The 17,728-nt window shown below is 42.0% G+C and carries 11 protein-coding genes; all 11 read left to right on the plus strand.

Annotation, left to right across the window (positions count from 1 at the left end; genetic code table 11):
• The first annotated feature begins 20 nt into the window (after positions 1-20).
• A complete protein-coding gene (locus ACP26M_RS07130) occupies positions 21-1,613 on the plus strand; it encodes a RagB/SusD family nutrient uptake outer membrane protein (RefSeq protein WP_426587460.1) in 1,593 nt (530 codons plus the stop codon).
• A gap of 22 nt (positions 1,614-1,635) precedes the next feature.
• Positions 1,636-3,192: a glycan-binding surface protein gene (locus ACP26M_RS07135; RefSeq protein WP_426587462.1), complete on the plus strand. Its 1,557-nt coding sequence runs from the start codon at positions 1,636-1,638 to the stop codon at positions 3,190-3,192.
• 56 nt (positions 3,193-3,248) lie between these two features.
• Complete coding sequence (locus ACP26M_RS07140; RefSeq protein WP_426587464.1) at positions 3,249-4,706, plus strand: cellulase family glycosylhydrolase; 1,458 nt, start codon at positions 3,249-3,251, stop codon at positions 4,704-4,706.
• Between the two features lie 441 nt (positions 4,707-5,147).
• Positions 5,148-5,363, plus strand: coding sequence for a hypothetical protein (locus tag ACP26M_RS07145; protein WP_426587466.1), 216 nt, complete (start codon positions 5,148-5,150; stop codon positions 5,361-5,363).
• 66 nt (positions 5,364-5,429) lie between these two features.
• Positions 5,430-5,654: a hypothetical protein gene (locus ACP26M_RS07150; RefSeq protein ID WP_426587468.1), complete on the plus strand. Its 225-nt coding sequence runs from the start codon at positions 5,430-5,432 to the stop codon at positions 5,652-5,654.
• A gap of 144 nt (positions 5,655-5,798) precedes the next feature.
• Positions 5,799-7,358 carry a GH39 family glycosyl hydrolase gene (locus ACP26M_RS07155; RefSeq protein ID WP_426587470.1) on the plus strand — a complete coding sequence of 520 codons (1,560 nt, stop codon included), beginning with the start codon at positions 5,799-5,801 and terminating at the stop codon, positions 7,356-7,358.
• A 144-nt stretch (positions 7,359-7,502) separates the two neighbouring features.
• On the plus strand, positions 7,503-9,659 hold the full coding sequence (locus ACP26M_RS07160; RefSeq protein ID WP_426587472.1) for a glycoside hydrolase family 3 C-terminal domain-containing protein: 2,157 nt from the start codon (positions 7,503-7,505) through the stop codon (positions 9,657-9,659).
• A gap of 200 nt (positions 9,660-9,859) precedes the next feature.
• Positions 9,860-11,434, plus strand: coding sequence for a glycoside hydrolase family 43 protein (locus ACP26M_RS07165; RefSeq protein WP_426587474.1), 1,575 nt, complete (start codon positions 9,860-9,862; stop codon positions 11,432-11,434).
• A gap of 116 nt (positions 11,435-11,550) precedes the next feature.
• Positions 11,551-13,608: a hypothetical protein gene (locus tag ACP26M_RS07170; RefSeq protein ID WP_426587476.1), complete on the plus strand. Its 2,058-nt coding sequence runs from the start codon at positions 11,551-11,553 to the stop codon at positions 13,606-13,608.
• Between the two features lie 69 nt (positions 13,609-13,677).
• Positions 13,678-15,777: an NPCBM/NEW2 domain-containing protein gene (locus ACP26M_RS07175; protein WP_426587478.1), complete on the plus strand. Its 2,100-nt coding sequence runs from the start codon at positions 13,678-13,680 to the stop codon at positions 15,775-15,777.
• Between the two features lie 358 nt (positions 15,778-16,135).
• A complete protein-coding gene (locus ACP26M_RS07180) occupies positions 16,136-17,689 on the plus strand; it encodes a rhamnogalacturonidase (RefSeq protein ID WP_426587480.1) in 1,554 nt (517 codons plus the stop codon).
• Positions 17,690-17,728: the final 39 nt, after the last annotated feature.

Genomic DNA, 17,728 nt, shown 5'->3' on the forward strand with positions numbered 1-17,728 from the left:
ACCACTCAAAAAAGGTATTTATGAAATCACTTAATAAAATAATATTTGCTTTGCTATTTGCGGCAGCAATTGCCGGATGCAAAAAGGCTTTTTTGGACCGTCCATCTACCTCGCAGATAAGTTCTAATAATTTTTACAAAACCACCTCCGATTTGCGGCTGGCTACAGCAAGCTTATATGGCGGTACGGCGTGGTCGCAATGGCATAATGGGGCTTTGCTACAACTTGGTGACATATTGAGCGGAACTGCTAATCGCCAATGGATTGGCGACTGGAGCCAGCTTTATACGCGTACAATTACAGAGAATAACGGCGTAGTGTCAAGCGGTTGGACGGGCCTGTATAATGTTATAGGACAATGTAACGGGGTTATTAATGCCATACAGCAACAAGCCTCTGCTTCTATCCCGGCAGCAGACAAAAATGCCGCCATTGCCGAAGCAAAGTTTATTCGTGCCGTAGCTTATTATCATTTGGCTATTTATTGGGGTGCAGTGCCTATTATTGAAGATAACAGTAAACTGATAAAAGATCCGCTTCTTAATCGCAACATTGTTTCGGATGTCTATAAACTAATCACCAAAGACCTTACTTATGCCGCGCAAAATCTTCCAATCAAAGGTGAAACAGGTAGGGTAACCACCTGGTCGGCGCAAGGAATGCTGGCTAAAGTATATTTAACAAGGGCAGGTTTGGGCAAAAGTGGCACGCGCGACCAGGTATTGTTGGATAGCGCCATAAAATACGCGCGCAATGTGTGCAAAAGCGGGTTATCGCTTCTTGGGCAGGATGATCCGCAGCATCTGGGTTATTATAATCTTTTCAGGTCGCAATTCAATGATAACCCTGAATCATTATTTGCCCTTCAATGGGCGCCAGGTGTCAATTGGGGAAATGGCAACCGTAATTTAAACTATTCGCCAAGCAACGATATAAATCCTCAAAAGTCAGGCGCATGGTCTGCATTATATCCAAGCTACGACTTATATAAGATGTACACAACCCAGGATTCAATAAGGCGCAAAGCCACTATTATGCTCATCGGAGATAGATATCCCGAATTAAATGCAGCCGGAGGTGGCTATAAGGCAGACCAGGTTTGTATGAAAAAACACATTATTGGCAACGAAAAAGATAACGCTGCGCCAACAATGGACCCTGAGTCATCCCCTGAACACAATGCAATCCTTAGGTTGGCCGATGTGTATTTGGTATATGCCGAAGCTATTTTGGGTAACAATGCTACTACAAGCGATGGTGAAGCCTTAACTTATTTTAATAAAGTGCGGTCAAGGGCCGGTGTGGCCCCTGTGCAGTTTTTGGATGCTGCTACAATACTGAAGGAAAGAAGGATTGAATTTGCTTTTGAAGGACAATATTGGATGGACCTGGTACGGTGGTCTTATTACCAACCTCAACAAGCTGTTGATTGGATCAATAAACAAGATCGGGCCGCATTTAGTTATGATGCTACTACCCATATAGCTAAAAGGGATACTACTGTCCCTGCACCTACTCTTCCGGCAACTATCAGTTCATTTACAATACAAATTCCGGGATCGGAGCTAACAATGAACCCTAAATTGGCAGCCCCACCAGTACCTTATTATTAATTAACATTTAAAAATAAATTATATGAAAAAGATTTTAAATGCCCGCTTATGTTTATTGCCGCTTTTACTAATGATAGTAGCTTTACTGCCTGCTTGTAAGAAGATGAACGACAGCAGCAATGCCGGTGCTCCCAGTATAACAAGCGTAAGATTGTATCATCCGTCGCCTAAGGATACGCTTATAGGTACTGGTAATCTTAATGCTGATACTTCCTTTACCGGACACTCAGGAAAATATGTGGTTATAATCGGGCATAATTTGCAAAATGCAACCAATATCACATTTGATGGGGTTCCTGCCAGTTTTAACACTGCTTTATTTGCGCCGAACAGCGCAGTGGTGAGTATACCTTACATTGAGTTTTCAAAAATTGATACTGCTAAACTCTATACTATACAGTATACTACGCCGGCAGGTTCAACATCGTTCGCTTTCAAATTAGGCCCGCCGGCGCCAACCATTAGCGCTGTATCCGATGTATTTGCCGCCCCCGGCGATTCGGTTTATCTGTACGGTTCCAATTTAGTATTGGTTCAGCAGTTTTCATATGGCGGAACCAATATTCCAAAATTTAACTCAAATGCCAATGGTACTTCTCTTGGTTTTCTGATGCCGGCAACAACATCCAACAAGTTAATCATAGTAACCACTAAATCTGGTATTGCCCGGGATACCATAAATGCGAAGCCGATCATTTATAGCATTTCCAACTGTAATCCCGAACTTGGTGATTCGGTTTATGTTTATGGTAATTATCTTAAGACTATCTCGTCAATTACTTTTGGCGGTGCTACTATTACAAATTTCACCGAAGGTCCACATGGCGCTTATGTTAAGTTTGCGGCTCCAGATAGGTATAGCTACGCTAATGGAACAGTGACCATTGGTACCAGTTATGGAACGGTTTCTACTGTTTATCAAGTAAATACTGCAGATAAGGTTTGGGATGGTCTTTTAGCAGATTGTTGGTGGGGTAATTATTTTGGTGTTAATCCCTGGGGGTCTACAGTTGAAGCCCTTGGCTATCGGGATGCCGCATATGATGGTCCGATGGGATCAAATACTCACTATGGGAATGATCAGTTTGGTATTTTGATAAGTCCTGTTTTAGCTGGCGGTGCAAGTACGTACTTTCCATTGGGTAATTCTAATCCAACTGCTAATCATCCTCGTAATTACTGGATGCCTGTGGCAAATCTTACAGATCCTCCTTCAAACTGGGCTTTTCAATTTGACATAAGTGTGCCTCGGCCATGGAATGGAGGCACTCTTTATATTAGCACTGAATTTGCAGGTGACAGTTATGTTGCGCGTTATGAGCCGTGGAAAATTCCTGGTTCAAATGTTACCAAATCTTTTAAAACGAAAGGCTGGCAAACCGTAATTATTCCTTTATCTGAGTTCAGATCAAAAGTTAACGAATTAGGGGATGGTGTATCAATTACTCAAATAAGCCAATTATTAGGGGGTACTGGTACTAATAGTTATAATATGACCCTTAAAAATTTTGATACTTCGCCAACTGCAACTGATTTTAAAGTCGCTATTGACAATATCAGGTGTGTGAAAATCAAATAGCCTACAGCCCCACTGCAGCATATCGTTGTGGGGCTTTTTAACCAATTAAAATAAAAATGAAAATTAAGTATTGTTTTACAATATTGATAACTGTTATTACAGTTATATCTTTATTCTCCTGTAAAAAAACGAACCCAGCCCCGCAACTAACAGTTAGTGCATCTACAATAACTTTTACAGGTGATGGGGGTACCGAGGACGTAACCGTTGCAGTTAATGCCGATTGGAGCATCGACAATCCTGCTTTTTCGTGGTTGCAAGTAAGTACAACATCAGGCAAAAGCGGTAGCACTGTTATTCATTTAACAACATTATCGCCAAATGGCACAGCGGCAATCCGCTCTGGTATTTTATACATAAGTTCGTCCAATGGCCAGGGAAGAAGGTTGATAGTTTCTCAGGCCCCCACCTTATACCCAAATTATAATACATCGCCTATAGCGCCAGATATGACTGGAATGACCAGTAACGCCGTGCAATTGGCGGCAAAAATGCGTACGGGAATGGGAATAAATTTTGGCAATACTATGGAATCGCCAAACGAAGGTGATTGGCAGAATAGTAAATTGACCGAGTCGTATATAAAATATATAAAAAGTTTAGGGTTTAACTCTGTACGGCTTCCCTGTAACTGGGTTTGGACCCATTTAAGCGACCGGAGCAAGGCAAAAATTGATCCTGCATGGCTTGCGCGGGTGAAAGAAGTGGTTGGATGGTGTGTGGCTAATGATATGTATGTGATACTGAATTCTCACGATAGTCCCAATGCCAATGCAATTAAGCAAGATTCTGTTAATGCGATGCAAAAAGCAATTTGGGAGCAGATTGCTACAACCATGCGCGATTTTGATGAACACCTTATTTTTGCCGGCTTGAATGAACCAAGTGCTGATAATGCTGCGCAGATGGCCATACTTAATGGTTATCACGAAACATTCATCAATGCGGTTCGCTCTACAGGAGGCAGGAACAGTTACCGTGTGCTGGTTGTGCAGGGGCCGACTACAGACCCTAATAAAACTTCTACTTTGATGACTACTCTTCCTGCAGACAAGATTGCTAACAAGTTGATGGTCGAGGTGCATGACTATACGCCTTCTACATTTACGATACTAACGGATGGAGATGTAAGTTGGGGCAAAATGGTTTACTACTGGGGAGCTGGAAATCATTCTATTATTGAGCCAGACCGCAACGCCACATTTGGAGAAGAGGATGCGGTCGCTGCTGAACTCCTACCGTTGAAACAGAAGTTTGTTGATAAAGGTATCCCTGTGGTGCTGGGTGAATATGCAGTATGGAGGAGGACTGCCGCCACCAACAGCAAGTATCTTCCTAAGGATCTGGATATGCACAATAAATCTGTGGATTCCTGGGCAACTTTTACGACCAAAACTATGAAAGCGAATGGTCTTATGCCATTCTATTGGGAGATAGGTTTTATGTTAGACAGAGCTAATAATGTGGTAAAGGACCAGCGTATGTATGATGCCATTAAATTAGGGTATAAGTAAAATTAATGTTGAATTAAAGCGCTTACTGGAATAGTGGTACTGTGAACAAATTAGACAGTACCGTTTTCTGGTGAGGTAAACTTCAAAAAATTCTGTGATCCTTGTGAATCACAGAATTTTTACCTCGATCGATTTGGCTAATGAATAATCAAGGCGGGCAACGTATTTAAAGCGGCACAATTGCCTACTGACCCGACAACGCTGAAAGGAGCGGTGGGGCTTTAAAAATACCCTAAGTTTTACGACAAAGATCAGAAGTGGTAAAAATTAAATAAGAGAGAGTTTTAGTTGAATATAAGTAGATGCCTGGGGCCTTTACCGAGAGGTCCCGGCATTTTTTAACTATAACAATTCTGTTTTCGACATGAAGGAAATCAACAATGATCTATTTAAACGCATGACGATTGCCGCGGCTAATGGTACCTGGTTAAAAAAGAGAATATGGAAGATCAAATCATTTCAAAAGCGCCGGAATTAGATGAAAGTAAAATTAAAGCTTTGATAGAGAATTTCGATACGATTGGGATGTTGCTTAAGGAGCACCTTACTATTTTAAGCAACCCTATCTTAACGCCTGAATCGAGAAAAATGTGTAACGAGGGCTTGGTTCTTATTAAGCAGTTCACTCAAAAATGTTTAGAACATTATGGGATTTAGGATATTATGGGATGCTCCCGCGAATTTGATATCCGGGCGAATGATTACCTGGTAAAAAAAGCGAACATGGAAAATCAAATTATTTCAAGAGCGCCGGAATTAAACGAAAGTGAAATTAAAGCTTTAATAGAGAATTTTGATACGATCAGTATTTTGTTGAAGGAGCACCCTGCTTTCTTCAGGAACCCTCTCATATCGCCTGAATCGAAAAAAATATTTAACGAGGGCCTGATACTTATTAAGGAATTCACTCAAAAATGTTTAGAGCATTATGGGATGAGGTACCTTTAAAATAAGATTTTGACGACAGGTTTTATAATATTCGATCTTTTATAGCCTGTGTTTTTGGGTATAACTGTAGAGATGTATTGAATGCAAAGAGAACGGCTACACAAATGGGCAGTCAAATAAACTTATAAAAGAGCAACGAAACAGATGAAAAAAATAATTTGGGTACTGGTGGTTTTGCAATTCGCTTTTTTGACAAAAGTAAAGGGTCAAAGAGCAATTAACGTAGATTTAAACAAGACATCGGGTAAACTCAATACCATGTTTAACGCCTGCGTAGGTGCCGGCCGGGCAAATGAAGGGCTGCGCGCCGACTGGCAGCAACAATTAGAATATGTAAGAAAACAATGTGGTTTTCGGTATATCCGCATGCATGGGCTACTCACCGATGATATGGCTGTTTATACCGAAGACTCAAAAGGGAACCCTCAATATAATTATATGTATGTAGATGCGCTTTTTGATTTTCTGCATAAAATTGGCATGAAGCCTTTTGTAGAGCTGGGCTTTATGCCTAATGCGCTGGCAAGCGGCAATCAAACGATTTTTTGGTGGCAAGGTAATGTTACCCCGCCAAAAGATTATAATAAATGGCAGGCGCTTATCACCAACCTTGTTCAGCATTTTACAGAACGGTATGGAGCAGGGGAAGTAAAGTCCTGGTATTTTGAAGTATGGAACGAGCCGAACTTATCTCCCGGATTCTGGACAGGGACGCAGGACGATTATTTCAAACTGTATGATTATTCAGCAAAGGCGGTTAAAAGCGTAGACCCCGAATATAAGGTAGGTGGACCGGGCACTGCAGGTGCCGCCTGGGTTTCTGACATGATAACCCATTGCAACAAAAACAACGTCCCGATTGATTTCATCAGTACCCATTCTTACGGTGTAAAACAAGGCTTCCTGGATGAGTATGGTAATTCGGGCACGGTATTGAGTAAAGATTCGCTGGCAGTGAGTGGTGACGTGTTGAATTCACGTAAACAAATTTCTCAATCGGCGATACCCGGCCTGGAGCTGCATTATACAGAATGGAGTTCATCGTACACACCGGCAGACCCTGTGCACGACAGTTACCAGGAAGCTGCTTATATCCTGGAAAAACTAAAACAAGTTGGCAACGCGGCCAACTCCATGTCGTATTGGGTTTTTACCGATATTTTTGAAGAACCCGGCCCGCGGTTTACACCTTTTCATGGAGGGTTTGGTTTACTAAACATTCTGGGCATAAACAAGCCTGCTTTTTATTCTTACAAGTTTATGAATAAGCTTGGTAGTACCGAGTTGGTCAATAACGATACACGTTCATGGGTTTGCAAAAATGATAAAGGGGATATCCAGACATTATTGTGGGATTACACTTATACTTTACCGGATTCTGTTAATAATCAGTCTTACTATATCAAAGATCTGCCCGCTAAACCAAAAGGCAAAGTGAAAATAAATCTATCGCATGTGCCTGCCGGAAAATATACAATGGAAGTTTATAAAGTAGGTTATAGGGCGAACGATGCCTATACACGCTACGTGGATATGGGCAAGCCCGGACAGTTAAACAAGCAACAGGTTGAGAAGTTAAAAGAAGAAAATGGCTCTCCTGTAGCAAAACAAGAAATTATAATAAAATCCAATGCTGTGTACACCGGCGAATTTGATATCAGGGAAAATGATGTTATTCTGGTAAACTTTATTAAAAAACCTTAACCCATGAATGTATTGATACCAAAGTTGAAAATAGTAAAGATAACCTGCATCTGTTATGCCTTTTTTTCGCTGCTGATAGTAGGAGTGGCAAATGCATAGCGTATGCTGAACGATAACGAACAAGAAGAAGAGAACTAAGAATTTATGAAATATATCATTGCCTGTTTTATGGCATTTTTTGTTGCCGGCGGAGTTTCGGCACAAAACAAAAGTGAGGTAGCGCTTAACGCGAAGATCAACCGGATAGTCAGCAAAATGACGCTGGAAGAAAAAATAGAAATGCTTCACGGCAACGCGTTATTTTCTTCGGGAGGCGTAAAACGTTTAGGTATCCCGGAGCTTACCTGCGATGATGGCCCGTTGGGTGTACGTGAAGAGATAAAGCGTTTTGACTGGGCTTCGGCTAACTGGACAACTGATTCTGCCACGTTTTTGCCAAACGGCTCGGCAATAGCGGCCACCTGGAACCCCATAATGGCAAACCGCTATGGCGTAGTTATTGGAGAGGAAGCAAATGCGCGCAAAAAAAATGTAATGCTTGCTCCGGCATTTAATATTTGCCGGATGCCGCTTTGTGGCCGTACCTATGAATATTATTCGGAGGATCCTTATTTGAATAGCCAATTGGTTGTTCAGTCCGTAAAAGGCATTCAAAGCCAGCATGTGGCTGCTTGTATAAAACATTTTGCCGCAAATAACCAGGAATTTAACCGCGATAGCGTAAACACCATAGTTGATGAAAGGGTATTGCGCGAAATTTATTTCCCGGCGTTTAAAGCAGCCATACAGCAAGGGAATGCTTATACCATTATGTCGGCCTACAATAAGCTGAACGGTTATTGGTGTTCCGAGAATGATTTTTTATTGAATAAGGTGCTGAAAAACGAATGGGGCTTTAAAGGAGTGGTCATGTCAGATTGGTCCGGGACGCACCATACCGTTGCTGCCGCCAACAATGGGCTGGACATTGAAATGGGATCAAGCGGGCCGTATGATCAGTGGTATTTTGCCGAGCCGTTACGTAATGCTGTTAAGGAAGGCAGAGTTCCGGTAAAAACAATTGACGATAAGGTGCGCAGGATTTTGTGGGTGATGTGTCATACCTCTATGAGCGCCAATCATCCAAATGGATCTATCGCTACATTAGAGCATGCCAAAACCGCCTATGATATTGCGTCAGAATCCATCGTTCTGCTAAAAAACGACAATCATTTGCTACCGTTAAAAGCAGATACCATTAAAAGTATTGCCGTAATTGGTGATAATGCCATCCGCACATTTGCTTTGGGCGGGTATGGCGCTGGTGTAAAGGCTAAATATGAGGTTACCGCGTTAGCAGGTATAAAATCAAGGTTCGGCAAAACGGCCAAAATCAGTTTTGCCCGGGGGTATAAAACAAACTACCTGGCAAGCAATACTGACGAGCAAAACCTTGGCTATGACCAACCCGATCAAAAGCTGATTGACGAGGCTGTGGCGCTTGCAAAAAATAGCGATGTGGCCATTTTATGTATCGGTTCTAACCGCGAATATGAAAGTGAAGGTCATGATCGTAAAAGCCTGGAATTGCCTTTCGGAGAGCAGGCATTGGTTAATGCGGTTACAGCGGTTAATGCCAATACTGTTGTTGTAATAATGGCCGGTGCACCCTATGATCTGAATGAAATTAAAAAATCCAACCATGCAGTTGTTTGGTCGTGGTTTAACGGTTCAGAAGCCGGCAATGCACTGGCCGACGTATTAAAAGGGGGTGTAAACCCATCAGGCAGGCTGCCATTTACTTTTCCTGTATCGTTAAAAGATTCCCCCGCTGCTGCCTTAAATACTTATCCGGGCAAAGGCGGTACGGCCGAATATAAAGAGGGGATATTGGTTGGCTATCGCTGGTATGACACCAAGAAAATTGAGCCGGAATTCCCATTTGGTTATGGGCTCTCTTATACTGATTTTTCCATCAGTAAACTTTCTACAGATAAATCAAGCTATAAAAAGAGTGAAACCATCCGTGCAAAATTCACCATCAAAAATACAGGCAGCCGTTATGGCGCCGAAGTTGTGCAATTATATATAAGCGATCCGGTTTGTTCTGTTTTGCGCCCGGAAAAAGAACTTAAAGGTTTTGAAAAGATATTTTTAAAGCCCGGTGAAACAAAAACAGTAGAAATGCAGGTGAACGTTGCTGACCTGGCATTTTATGACGAATTAAAAAAATCATGGAATGCTGAAGCCGGTGAATACATCCTTCAATTAGGTAATTCATCACGCAATATTTCAAAAACAGTAAAAGTCTCAGTTAAATAAACTCATTTCGGAAGCATTTTTAAGTTTATAGAAAATCTGTGAACTGAACATAGGGCTATCCGGAATATCGATAAACTCAGAAATAATTTCCAAAGCAAATGCCCCAGTTGGCTTTATTAAATAAGTGTAATAAATACAATAAATGATATTGACTTTCATGATGAAAAAGTTATTACCAGGGCAAAAAAACAAATGACAATATGAGAAATGCGATTTACAGGTTATGGGCAACGGCCTTAATTATCACGCTTATAGTGCCGTGTTTATACGCGCAAAAAGCTACTAATCCCATTATTTATGCAGATGTACCGGATATATCGATAGAGCGCGTAGGCAATAGCTATTACATGAGCAGCACAACCATGCACATGAGTCCTGGTGTACCGATTATGAAGTCGAACGACCTGGTAACCTGGAAGACGGTGGGTTATGCATATGATACTTTAGCAAATATTGATGCAACAAATCTCACAAATGGCAAAAATATGTATGGGGAGGGTTCGTGGGCAAGTTCTATCCGTTTCCATAATGGCACCTATTATGTAAGCACATTTTCTGCAAATACCAATAAAACGCACGTTTACAGTACTGAAAATATCGAAAAGGGTCCGTGGAAAGCCAGGTCTTTCGTCCCCAACCTGGGTGATCATTCCTTATTTTTTGATGATGATGGAAAAGTGTATATGATTGGCGGGAGCGGAGATTTAAGGTTAGTTGAATTAAAGGACGACCTTTCCGGTATAAAACCCGGCGGAACGGACAAAATTATCATTGAAAAGGCAGGCGAGCCTTCGGGCGGTACCGGCCTTGGTCCGGAGGGCTCTCAGCTGTTTAAGATAAACGGCAAATATTACCTTTTCAATATTACATGGCCAAAGGGCAATATACGCACTGTTACCATACACCGGGCAGATAAAATCACCGGCCCGTATGAAGGACGAATTGGCCTACAGGACCTGGGCGTGGCGCAAGGCGGATTGGTTGAAGCGCCAAATGGCGCCTGGTACTCTTATTTGTTCCGTGATTATGGCTCGGTGGGTCGTATTCCCTATTTGGTACCTGTAAAGTGGGTGGATGGATGGCCCGTTTTGGGCATTAACGGCAAAGTGACCGATACACTCGACTTGCCGGCCGGTAAAGGTTTGATCCCGGGTATCGTTGCCTCGGACGAGTTTGCCCATAAAAAAGGCGAACGGACACTACCGCTGGTTTGGCAATGGAACCATAACCCGGATAATAGCTCGTGGTCTGTAACGGCACGTAAAGGGTATTTACGACTCAGCACCGGCAGGATTGACACCAATTTCCTGATGGCACGAAACTCATTGACACAACGGACAATCGGCCCGGTATGCTCCGGGGCAGTTTCGCTCGACGTTTCTAATATGAAAGATGGTGATTTTGCGGGTTTGGGCCTTTTGCAAAAAAATTACGGGTTGGCTGGTGTAAAAATAATGGGTGATGGCAAAGCTATCGTCATGATCAATGCAAGCACCGGAAAACCTGTAGAAGCACAAAAAATCCCCTTAAACCAAAAGGTAGTATACTTTAAGGCGGAATGCAATTTTACGGACAGAAAAGACGTGGCCGATTTTTTTTACAGCCTTGACGGGAAAACGTGGATACCATTGGGCACGCAATTAAAAATGGCCTACACCTTCCCGCATTTTATGGGCTATCGTTTTGCCTTGTTTAATTATGCTACAAAAAATATAGGGGGAGCGGCCGACTTTGACTTTTTTCATATAACAAATTCCATTTCTCAGGAAAAATAAAGAATTGGCGATAAATGGATCTGATTTATTCTTAGGACTCAATAACTTGTTTGTAACCCAATTTAAGCCAGCCTGTTCGACCGGTACATACAATTACTATTATTAAATCAACAATTATGCAGTTAAAAAAACAAATACAGTCATTCGAATTCAAAAAGCTGTACGCTGCTTTTTGCCTTACATTAAGCATATTGGCAATTAGTGCCAATGCGCAAACTATAAATTTAAATGGCAAAGTCGGCGGAAAAAGATTTGATGGTGTAGGCGCCGTTAGCGGCGGCGGAGCCACTTCGGTATTGTTAAAAGACTATCCGGAAGTACAACGTAACCAAATTATGGATCTCCTGTTTAAACCTAAGTTTGGTGCATCTATGAACGCGCTACTGGTTGAAGTCCCGGGTGACGGGAATTCTACTCAGGGTTCTGAACCAAGCCATATGCATACCAGAGATGATCTCAACTATGATAGAGGATATGAATGGTGGGTTATGAGCGAAGCAAAAAAAAGAAATAAAGATATTTCACTTGATGCCAATGGATGGAGTTGTCCCGCATGGATTGGCAACGGTGTTTTTTGGTCGCAGGATATGTGCAATTACTATGTAAAATGGATACAGGGTCTAAGATCAACCTACGGGCTAACCCTTGACGCCATAGGCTGCCGCAATGAAAAAGGAGTTAATGAAGATTTTGTAAAAAAATTCAGAAAAATGCTTGATTCGAGCGGTTTGCAAAACGTTAAAATACACGCCTTTGACAACTGGGAAAAGAGCAAATTTGACTGGGTAAAGGACCTTGATACGGATATAGAATTACGAAATGCTGTGGCTATAATAAGCAACCATACCATGTCTGAAATAGCAACGCCTGAAGATGTGAAAAAATTAAGCGACAGGCTGAATAAACCCATTTGGAACACTGAAGAACATACCTACAAAGAGGGGTTTGATTGTGAAATAAGTTTGGTAAAATCTATTAATGAAAACTTTATAGTCAGCGGCGTTACTAAAATTATAAGCTGGTATTTAGTAGGTTCTGTTTATCCAACAGAGAGTTACCCTGAAACTCCCGCGGCAATGATAGCCAATTCGCCCTGGAGCGGTTTTTACAGAACCCGTGAGGTACTGTGGGGATATGCACATTATGGGCAATTTGCGCAAATTGGATGGCAATATTTAAACGGCGGTAGTGGTAAGTTAGATGGTGGCGGCACTTATGTTACCCTTAAATCGCCAGGCAAAGATTATAGTGTAATTTTTGAAACCAAGGATGCTAAAGCTACACAAACTGTTACATTTAACATAAGCGGGGCGCTCTCTAACGGTAAGCTTTGCGTTTGGCGCAGCAACGAAAAGGAACAGTTTGTACGCTTGGCTGACATTACACCCAAAAACAATACTTATTCCGTTACCCTCGACCCGAAATCTATTTATTCTATATCGACTACAACTGGCCAGCAAAAAGGTTCGTTTGCGGAAATCCCGGCAGAAAAGAAATTCCCGTTCCCATATTATGAGACGTTTGATGAATATACTTCACCTAAACAATATGGGTATTTACCACACTATACTGCCGATATTTCAAGCATTTTTGAAATAGCTAACCGGCCGGATAATAAAGGTAAATGCCTTCGCCAGGTTGTTGCGGCTACACCACAAAGTTGGGCGCCAGAATGGATGCCTTATACCATCCTTGGTGATGATAGCTGGCGGGATTATGAAGTCAGCGCCGATATATACTTAGATAATGGTGGCGCAGCAGGCGTCATGGGTCGTATTAATAATGTAGGTGCGGGTTATGGATGCGTATTGAAAGGTTATTATTTTAGTGTCGGGATAGATGGCACCTGTTCATTGTTTATTTCTACACAAAAGGAAAATGAAGCTGTCGGAGTTAAGCTTGCCGATGCTACTATACCTAAATTTTCGGCCAAAAAATGGCATAATTTAAAACTCCAATTCTCTGGAGATACGATCAGCGGTTTTATGGATGGTATAAAGGTGTTGTCAGCAAAAGACAGTGTTTTTTCCAAAGGCATGGCCGGCTTAATGACAGGTACGGATCCTAAGCTTAGAAATACTGCTTTTTTTGACAATCTGATTATTAATAAGGTAAATGGGCCAGTACCAAGGCCTGTACTGTTTAACGACATATCGCCTATTTATAAAAAATAATTTTTCAGGCTTAATAAAATTCTTTGCTGGGTTACTCACAAGAACTTATTTATAAATCAAAATAAAAAAATGAAAAGAAATTATCTCGTTCTAATTTTCATCAAACACACACACATTGTTCCGATAGTGAATAAAGTAAGTAAAAATATATTTTCTATGGCCTTCGCACTTACTGCTGTTTTTAGCCTAAGCAGCATAAGTACTCTTTCCGCACAAACTATTTGGTTAGATCAACTGGATCTCAGCACAGCTTCGCAGGGCTGGGGCATGCCTAAAAAAAACAGGTCGGTTGATGGCAACATCATGAGCATCGCAGGCAAAACTTTTGAGCGTGGCTTCGGCACACACGCAGAAAGCTCTCTTTTTATTCAGCTCGGTGGTAAGGCAAAGTCGTTTACCGCGCAGGTTGGCATTGATGATGAGGTGAAAGGGCGTCAGTCCGCCGTAGAGTTTATTGTATATGGCGATGGAGGGAAGCTTTGGTCGAGCGGTGTAATGCATGATGGTGATACTGCCCGGCTATGTAATGTGAAACTTTCGGGTGTGAAAAAACTTGAGCTGCTGGTAACAGACGGAGGGAACGGTAACAGCAGCGATCATGCCGACTGGGCAGATGCAAAATTTGAGGCGGCTGGTGTGGCAAGTTTTGCTACTTATTATCCTGTCCCAAGTGAGCCTTACATTCTTACCCCTAAGCCATCGGCAAAACCGAAGATCAATAGCGCAAGCGTTTTCGGTGTCCGTCCGGGCTCGCCGTTTCAGTTCAGGATACCTGCCACCGGAGACCGGCCGATGACCTTTATGGTTACCGGTTTGCCTCAGGGACTAAAGCTGGATCAAAAAACAGGATTTATCACCGGTAAGCTTTTAACAGCCGGCACTTACGTTATTCAATTAAAGGTAAAGAATGCGAAAGGTATAGCCGAAAAAAGTTTACGCATTATCTGTGATGATAAAATTGCACTTACCCCGCCAATGGGTTGGAATAGTTGGAATTGTTTCGCTGGAGAGGTTTCTGCTGAGAAAGTCAAGCGCGCTGCGGAAGTAATGGTGAAAACCGGACTTGTAAATTACGGATGGAATTACGTAAATATTGACGACTACTGGCAAAATAACCGCGATTCGAAAGATCCTTCCCAGCAAGGTAAGTTCCGGGACGAAGCTGGTAATATAGTTCCTAATAAAAGGTTTGGAGATATGAAATCCCTGACAGGCTATGTGCATGGCTTAGGTTTAAAGATCGGCATTTATTCCAGTCCTGGTCCCTGGACCTGTGATGGCGGTGCCGGTAGCTATGGTTATGAGCGGCAAGATGCCGAAAGTTATGCCAAATGGGGTTTCGATTATCTGAAATACGATTGGTGCAGCTATGGAGGGGCGTTAAATGGAATACCTGATAACGACCCAAACAAAGTAGCCTTAATATCTTACAACGGAGGTTATCAATTGTCTACCGCCGTCAAACCATATAAACTAATGGGAGATTATATCCGTCAGCAACCCCGCGACATTGTTTTCAGCTTGTGTCAGTACGGAATGTCGGATGTTTGGAAATGGGGCGGTTCGGTAGGTGGAAACACCTGGCGTACAACAAATGATATAACAGACAACTGGTCCAACGTTAAAAGTATTGCATTAGCTCAGGATCAGTCTGCAGCCTGGGCTAAACCCGGTAACTGGAACGATCCGGATATGCTGGTTGTAGGAACAGTAGGCTGGGGTAGCCCACATCCCACCATGCTTAAACCAGATGAGCAGTATCTTCACTTCAGCCTTTGGAGCCTTTTCTCAGCGCCTCTGCTAATTGGTTGCGATATGGAAAAGCTGGATGCCTTTACCCTGAATTTATTAACAAACGATGAAGTGATTGCTGTCGATCAGGATGCTCTTGGCAAACAGGCTACCTGTGTTCAGACTATCGGAGATTTGCGCATTTATGTAAAAGAACTTGAGGATGGCAGTCGTGCGGTAGGCTTTTGCAATTTCGGTCTGGAGAAAGTGGATATCTCTTACAAGGATCTGAAAAAGCTTGGTATTTCAGGAAAGCAAAAGGTGCGTGATCTTTGGCGTCAGAAAGATATTGCAACAATCCATGCGGGCAAAGAGGCTCTTTCGGTGAAGGTTCCGGTGCATGGAGTGGCTCTGTACAAATTTACGCCGATTAAATAGGAGGATAATATCTATTAACCTGCATCTGTTTTCCGACAGGCTGGAGCCGGAGGGAGTTTAGCTCGCGCGGGCAGAACACCGTCCCTCAAGAAAGAAGTTCGAACTATTGATGGAATTGAATCTATCCCCTGCGAAAAAGGATACAACATCATTATAAACAAGGGTTGCCAATAGTTTTTTTGACCGAATTATTAGTGATATTGACACTTTTAAAGTTAAACAGACAATGCAAAAGCCGCATTTGATGCAATTTTACTTTTAGTTGAGAAAGGTTATATTAAAGATAGCCCATATTGCTAATGCGCCAAACCTATCTATACTATTTAACGACACTAACTATTAATTAATATATAATAGCATGGTTATTAAAACCAAATTTCCTAAAGTTGTAAAACGTATATTTATTCTCATTGCGTTAATCAACTGTTCATTTTGCGTTTACGCAGCCGATAATGTCTACAATGTTAAAAATTACGGTGCCAAAGGCGACGGAAAATCGATGGACGCACTTGGTATTAATAAAGCCATTGAAGAAGCTGCTGCCAACGGAGGCGGGACGGTATTGGTACCTGCAGGCAATTATCTGTGCGGCTCAATTCACCTTAAAAGCAATATTAATTTATTAATAGACCAAGGTGCTACAATTATTGCGGCAACTATTGCCGAAGGAGGCATTTACGACGAACCCGAAGTAGCTGAAAACGATAAATATCAGGATTTTGGGCATAGCCATTGGCATAATAGTTTAATATGGGGAGAAAATCTGGAAAATGTGTCGATAACTGGTACCGGCATAATTCATGGCAAAGGCCTTGTTGGATACAACGAAAGGGGTGAAAAAAGGCCAAATAAGTCTATCGCATTAAAACGCTGCAAAAATGTTTTACTGCGTGATTTTACGATTTATGAAGGCGGTTGGTTTGGCATACTGGCAACTGGTGTTGACAACTTTACCCTTGATAATCTTAAAATCGACACGAACCGCGATGGAATTGACATAGATTGCTGTCGCTATGTTACCGTTTCTTACTGCAGGGTTAACTCACCAAATGATGATGGCATTTGTTTAAAAAGCAGCTTTGCGCTAAATCAACTTCGCGCAACGGAAAATGTTACTATCACTAATTGCATTGTAAGCGGCTACAATATGGGCTCCGTGTTAGACGGTACTTATAAAAGGACGCCGCCATCAAATAATTTTGATCGCGGACCTTTTGGCCGAATCAAGTTTGGAACAGAATCTAATGGTGGTTTTAAGAGTATTAGTATTTCAAACTGCGTATTTGATTACTGCCGCGGTTTAGCAATAGAAACAACCGATGGGGCTTCAATTGAGGATGTAACGGTAAATAATATTACAATGAGGGATATTGTTAACTCTCCCATCTATTTGCGAATCGGAGGCAGGATGCGAGCTCCTGAAGGCACTGCCCCTGGTCAGTTGAAACGAGTTAATATTGGAAACATAGTAGCCTATAACGCCGACCCAAGACAAGCTTCAATTATTAGTGGAATTCCATCAGCTTACATTGATGATGTTAGTCTGCATGACATTCGTATATACACTACAGGCGGCGGAACGCTGGAGCGGTCTAAGAGAGAGATGCCAGAAGTTATTAAAGACTATCCTGAACCTGAACGACATGGCATAACGCCTTCGTATGGTTTTTATGTGAGACATGTAAAAAATATTGACATGCACAACATTAAAGTAATGTCTTTAACAGCTGACCACCGCCCTGTATTTTTCTTTGATGATGTAATTGGTGTGCAAGCCAACTATCTTGATATAGCAAAGCCGACAGGAGAACCTCGGATAACATTTAAAAATGTTGAGAACATCAGCTTGAACGCTGTTACCGAATTAAAGAACACTACAATTACAAAAACTGCAACTACAGAGTTAAAGTGAGTGTGCCCAGGGCAGCTTTGCAGAAATAATCGCGAGAAC

The sequence above is a fragment of the Mucilaginibacter sp. R-33 genome, assembly GCF_049949235.1.
Taxonomy (GTDB): domain Bacteria; phylum Bacteroidota; class Bacteroidia; order Sphingobacteriales; family Sphingobacteriaceae; genus Mucilaginibacter.

Excerpts from the sequence above, each read along its gene's own strand:
- ACP26M_RS07130 (WP_426587460.1), top strand. The coding sequence starts at position 21 with ATGAAATCACTTAATAAAATAATATTTGCTTTGCTATTTGCGGCAGCA.
- ACP26M_RS07155 (WP_426587470.1), top strand. The coding sequence starts at position 5,799 with ATGAAAAAAATAATTTGGGTACTGGTGGTTTTGCAATTCGCTTTTTTG.
- ACP26M_RS07135 (WP_426587462.1), top strand. The coding sequence starts at position 1,636 with ATGAAAAAGATTTTAAATGCCCGCTTATGTTTATTGCCGCTTTTACTA.
- ACP26M_RS07175 (WP_426587478.1), top strand. The coding sequence starts at position 13,678 with ATGAAAAGAAATTATCTCGTTCTAATTTTCATCAAACACACACACATT.
- ACP26M_RS07160 (WP_426587472.1), top strand. The coding sequence starts at position 7,503 with ATGAAATATATCATTGCCTGTTTTATGGCATTTTTTGTTGCCGGCGGA.
- ACP26M_RS07170 (WP_426587476.1), top strand. The coding sequence starts at position 11,551 with ATGCAGTTAAAAAAACAAATACAGTCATTCGAATTCAAAAAGCTGTAC.
- ACP26M_RS07145 (WP_426587466.1), top strand. The coding sequence starts at position 5,148 with ATGGAAGATCAAATCATTTCAAAAGCGCCGGAATTAGATGAAAGTAAA.
- ACP26M_RS07150 (WP_426587468.1), top strand. The coding sequence starts at position 5,430 with ATGGAAAATCAAATTATTTCAAGAGCGCCGGAATTAAACGAAAGTGAA.
- ACP26M_RS07140 (WP_426587464.1), top strand. The coding sequence starts at position 3,249 with ATGAAAATTAAGTATTGTTTTACAATATTGATAACTGTTATTACAGTT.
- ACP26M_RS07165 (WP_426587474.1), top strand. The coding sequence starts at position 9,860 with ATGAGAAATGCGATTTACAGGTTATGGGCAACGGCCTTAATTATCACG.
- ACP26M_RS07180 (WP_426587480.1), top strand. The coding sequence starts at position 16,136 with ATGGTTATTAAAACCAAATTTCCTAAAGTTGTAAAACGTATATTTATT.